At 71.1% G+C, this 4,006-nt stretch carries 2 protein-coding genes; both read right to left on the bottom strand.

Translation table 11 applies throughout. The annotated features are described in order from the left end of the window. Positions 1–154: 154 nt before the first annotated feature. Positions 155–3,490 (bottom strand): 3-keto-alpha-glucoside-1,2-lyase-like domain-containing protein, encoded by a 3,336-nt coding sequence (locus PROKR_RS18990; protein WP_245605883.1) that lies wholly within the window; start codon positions 3,488–3,490, stop codon positions 155–157. Between the two features lie 159 nt (positions 3,491–3,649). Further along, positions 3,650–4,006 (bottom strand): substrate-binding domain-containing protein (locus PROKR_RS18985; RefSeq protein ID WP_036965746.1); only part of this gene is annotated, 357 nt, incomplete at its 5' end.

Below are 4,006 nucleotides of genomic sequence, written 5' to 3'. Positions count from 1 at the left end.
GGATCGGCAGGGTCAGCGTGGCGGCCACGGCGGCGGCGAGCCACGGCTTCGCGGTGCGCCGCAGGGTATGTGTCGTGCTGGCAGTTCGTCGCATCAGATGAACCTCTCCTTCGAGGGACCGGATCAGCTTCGGGGGGCCAGGTCGGGGACCAGGTCAGCGGACGGTCAGGTCGACCGTCGTCGTGCTCCGTCCGTACACCAGGTCACCGAGGTACTGCACGGTGACCTGGTGCTTTCCCTTGCCCAGGCCGGACGTCGGGACGACGACCCGTGCCGGGCCGCGGCCCAGCGTGGCCTTGACCGACGTGTCGCCGACGGTGACCCGGACGGTCCCCGTCGGGGCCGGACGGCCGATGGCGCCGGGTACCCGGACCACGGCCTCGACGTCCTCGCCCGCCGCGACTCTCGGCGGGGCGAGCCGCGCCGAGACCCTGGACGCGAGCGCCTGGGAGGTCTCCTCCCCGGTGAGGCGTTCGATCCAGACGTTGCGGAACCGCGGGTTCAGGCCGGCGTCGCCGTGGTCCTGGAGCTTGATGTGGCCCGGCGTCGGCCCTTCGTCCTTCCCGTTGCCCGTCTTGCCGTCGATCGCGACGTCGTCGTGCACGAGCTGCCCGTTCCACCAGAGCGAGAGCCGCGCGTCCTCGGTCTTGGTCCCGTCCGGGGCGAACCGGGCAGCACGGAACTGGATGTCGTACGTCTGCCACGTGCCCATCGCGGCCGCCGCGTTCACGTCCGGGGCCTTCTTCAGGTAGATCGATCCGGCGTCGTTGGTCTTCGGCGGGTCGATGCCGAAGGACTCCAGGACCTGCACCTCGTAGCGCTCCTGGATGTAGACGCCGCTGTTGCCGCGGGCCTGGCCGGTGACGTCGTCGGCGTGCTGGGGCTGGTACCACTCGGCGTGCATCCGGAAGTCGCCGAACTTCTCCTTGGTGCGGATGTCGCCACCGAAGGACTCCATCGAGCCGTCCGCGACGGGCCACGTCGCGGGTCCGCCGCTCGCCTTCTCCCAGGCGTCGAGGTTGTCGCCGTCGAACAGGGTGATGCGCTCGCTGGGCGTGACGGTGAGGTTGTCGAGGTTGACGTGCCCCAGGTCGTCGTCGTCGTGCACGTAGGCGATCGTGTTGGCGCCCTCCCGCAGCTCGACCGTCTCGGTCTGTGTCTGCCAGTTGGACCAGCTCACGGTGCTGTCGAGCCAGACCTGCCTCTGCTTGACGCCGTTGACGTACAGGCTCATCGACCGCGGCGTCGGGCTGGGGTCGGAGTTCTGGCCGTTCGCGTAGCGCAGCGCCAGGTCGTGCGGGCCCGCCTCGCCGGCCTGGACGGCGAACGTGGTCCGCGCCCCCGGCTCCCAGTTGCGGTCCACGAACCCGGCGCCCGAGTACCCGGCGTGGTTCGTGTTCCAGCCCGCGCCGCCGGCGATGTCGGCGGCCTCGGCCTCGTAGACCGGGGGCGGCGTCGACCCGTCGGGCAGACGGTTCATGGTGTACCAGGCCTCGGTGCTCCACAGCTCCGCACCGCCCTCGGCCGCGAACGGCCGGGGGGAGTGCACATTCACGACCCGGCCGGGCTCGAGCCCGTCGATCATCAGGGTGACGGTCCTGCGGTCGTCGGAGAGCGTGGCCGAGGTGACCTCCAGGTCCTCCTCGTCGACCTTGGGGCCGCCGTACTGCGGCGTCGAGACGTAGCGCCACTGCGCGGCCTCGTACTTCCCGGCGAGGTCCTCGGCGGTCTCGGCAGACAGCGGCAGCGTGTACTCGATCTCGAAGCCGCCCTCGATCGCGCGCATCTCGAGCATGTCGAACGCCCGGCTCTCGTCGAACGTGAGCTTCTGCAGGCCGTAGCCGAGCTTGCCCGCCTGGCCCCAGTTGCCCGACCAGCCGATGCCGCCCACGTAGATCGACCCGTCCGGGCCGACGCTCGTCCGGCTCACGCCCGACTCCAGGCCCTGCGTCATGCGGAAGACGGCGCCCTGCTCCTGGCCGGCGACGTCCTCCAGGTAGACGCGCTGCAGGCCGCCGTACGTCACGTCGCCGATCGCCATCTGACCCTCGAACACACCCTCGGTGAGGATCACGGGGTTGCTCGGCGAGTTGGAGATCTCGCCGTGCGGCATCCACACCACGGGCTCGGTCACCGGCTGGTCGTCGTACGGGCCGTCGGGGTTGGTGTAGTGGTTGTAGAACGCGCCCTCCTGCACGCGCACCAGCTTCGACGTCGGCACGTGCATGCCCTGGTTGTCGGTGACGTACATGCCGCCGTCGGTCCCGAAGCCGAGGCCGTTCGGGGTGCGCAGGCCGCCCGCGAGGTACTCGACCTCGCCGGTGTCCTCGTCGATCTTCAGCACCGAGCCGCGGTTCTCGACGAGCTGCGGGTCGCGCGTCGCACCGCCGGGCACCATCGCGATGCCCGTGGAGACGTAGAAGTAGCCGTCCTCGTACAGCAGGCCGAACGCGAACTCGTGGTAGTTGCCGCCGAACGGCCAGGTCGCGACCTCGCGGTACTCGTCGGTGACCTCGTCGCCGTCGGTGTCCACGAGCTCGGTCAGGCCGTGCTTCTCGGAGACGTAGATGCGGCCGTCGACCACCTTCAGGCCCATCGGCTCCTCGAGCTCCTCGGCGATCTTCGTGTACGTGACGTCGTCGGCGCCGCCGTCGCCCGTCACGTTCTCGACCAGGTACACCTCGCCGAGGACCGTCTCACGGTCGCCGCCCCACGTGGCGATGGCCATGCGCCCGTCGGGCAGCCAGTCCATGCCCGTGACCTGCGGCTCGAAGCCGTCCGGGCGCAGGTTCGTCAGCGTGTAGTCGGGGTGCACCTCGGTCAGCGGCAGGCCGTCGCCCGGCGCCTCGTCGACGCCCTCGCAGACCTTGCGGCCGGGGGAGGTGACGCGCGTGACCTCGGCGTCGGTGCTCAGCACCGAGTTCGGCACCAGCGCGAAGCCGGACGCGCCCGGCGGGCGCCACTCCAGCGTGAGCTGCTGGCCGAAGTCCCCGTCGAAGTGGTCCATGCGCAGCGCGTGGTACCCGGCCTCCAGCTCGACCGACCCTTCCTTGGGCGTCGCCCCGTGCTTGCCGGGGTGGTCGACGACGAGGGTGTCGTCGAGCAGCAGGCGCGCGCCGTCGTCGCTGGTGACGCGGAAGTCGTAGCTGCCGGCGTCCGGCACGTCCAGAAAGCCGGTGACCTCGGTGACGAAGCGGTCGGTCAGGCCGAAGTCGTCGGCCGTGCGCCAGTCGATCGTCGGCTTCAGCTCGTCGATGTTCGGCGTCTGGCCCGGCTTGAGCGTGCAGTAGTCCTCCAGCGGGACCTGGACGTCGAAGACGCGCATGGTCACGCCGGGCTCCTGCGGCCGGGTGGGGTCGGTGGCGGGCTGCGCGGCGGCCTGCGCCACCAGCGGCCCGGCCGGTTGCGCGGCTGCCGGGAGCACCGTGAACGGCAGCACGAGCACGCCGAGCATCGCGGCGAGGGTGCGGTGGGTCGATCTACGTTCCATGGGCCTTGCCTCTCCATCGAGGACCTTGCCTGCCGGGGACCGTGCCCGCCGGGGGCGGCGTCGTTGCGCCGACGGCTGGGTACGCCACGTCACTATGCGGTCAGGGGTGACCCCGGACAACGAGTTGCCACTTGTTGCCCCTGGGCCGACCCCGGACCGTCAGGTGCGGCGGGCCGTCGAGCCGCGCTCGACGAGCTTGGCCGGGAGCAGTGCCGGGGCCGACAGGCCCGCGGACGCCGTGGCCGACAGACCTGCCGACGGGGTGCGGAGCTGGTTCAGCAGGCGCTGGACGGCGAACGTGCCGAAGTGGCGCAGCGGAGAGGCGACCGTCGTCAGCGGCGGGGTGCAGAAGTCGGAGCCGAAGATGTTGTCGAACCCGACCACGCTCAGGTCGCGCGGCACCTCGATGCCCAGCCGGGTCAGCCCGCGCATCGTGCCGATCGCGACGAGGTCGTTGTAGGCGACGGTCGCGGTCGCCGAGTGGGTGGTCAGCGCCTGGGCGGCCGAGAGTCCGCC

It is taken from the genome of Promicromonospora kroppenstedtii DSM 19349 (assembly GCF_000515355.1).
GTDB classification, from domain to species: Bacteria; Actinomycetota; Actinomycetes; order Actinomycetales; family Cellulomonadaceae; genus Promicromonospora; species Promicromonospora kroppenstedtii.
This window is presented reverse-complemented; position numbering and strand designations above follow the sequence as displayed.